Source organism: Vibrio sp. 10N.286.48.F5 (assembly GCF_041469785.1).
In the GTDB taxonomy this organism is placed as follows: Bacteria; Pseudomonadota; Gammaproteobacteria; order Enterobacterales; family Vibrionaceae; genus Vibrio; species Vibrio crassostreae_C.
Map to the genome: position 1 here is coordinate 1 of NZ_JBFRLG010000057.1, position 306 is coordinate 306.

At 47.1% G+C, this 306-nt stretch carries 2 tRNA genes; both read left to right on the top strand.

What is annotated here, in order from left to right:
• Positions 1 to 43 precede the first annotated feature (43 nt).
• Positions 44 to 119: transfer RNA gene (locus AB4185_RS21525), tRNA-Ala, on the top strand.
• Between the two features lie 28 nt (positions 120 to 147).
• Positions 148 to 223, top strand: a tRNA-Val gene (locus tag AB4185_RS21530).
• Positions 224 to 306: the final 83 nt, after the last annotated feature.

A 306-nucleotide genomic window follows, 5' to 3' on the forward strand; every position in this document is an offset into this window, starting at 1 on the left:
ATCCTGCACGACCCACCATTTCCTCCCAAGGAAATAAAAATATGGGGCTATAGCTCAGCTGGGAGAGCGCCTGCCTTGCACGCAGGAGGTCTGCGGTTCGATCCCGCATAGCTCCACCATTCCTTCCATTAGGAATTAAAACTTTATGGGCGATTAGCTCAGTTGGGAGAGCACCTGCCTTACAAGCAGGGGGTCACTGGTTCGAGCCCGGTATCGCCCACCATCTTTAAGCATTCTCGTAAGAGAGTATTTAAAAATGGGTTTAAAAGTTTAACACTTAAAACTCTTGCTCTTTAACAATTTGGA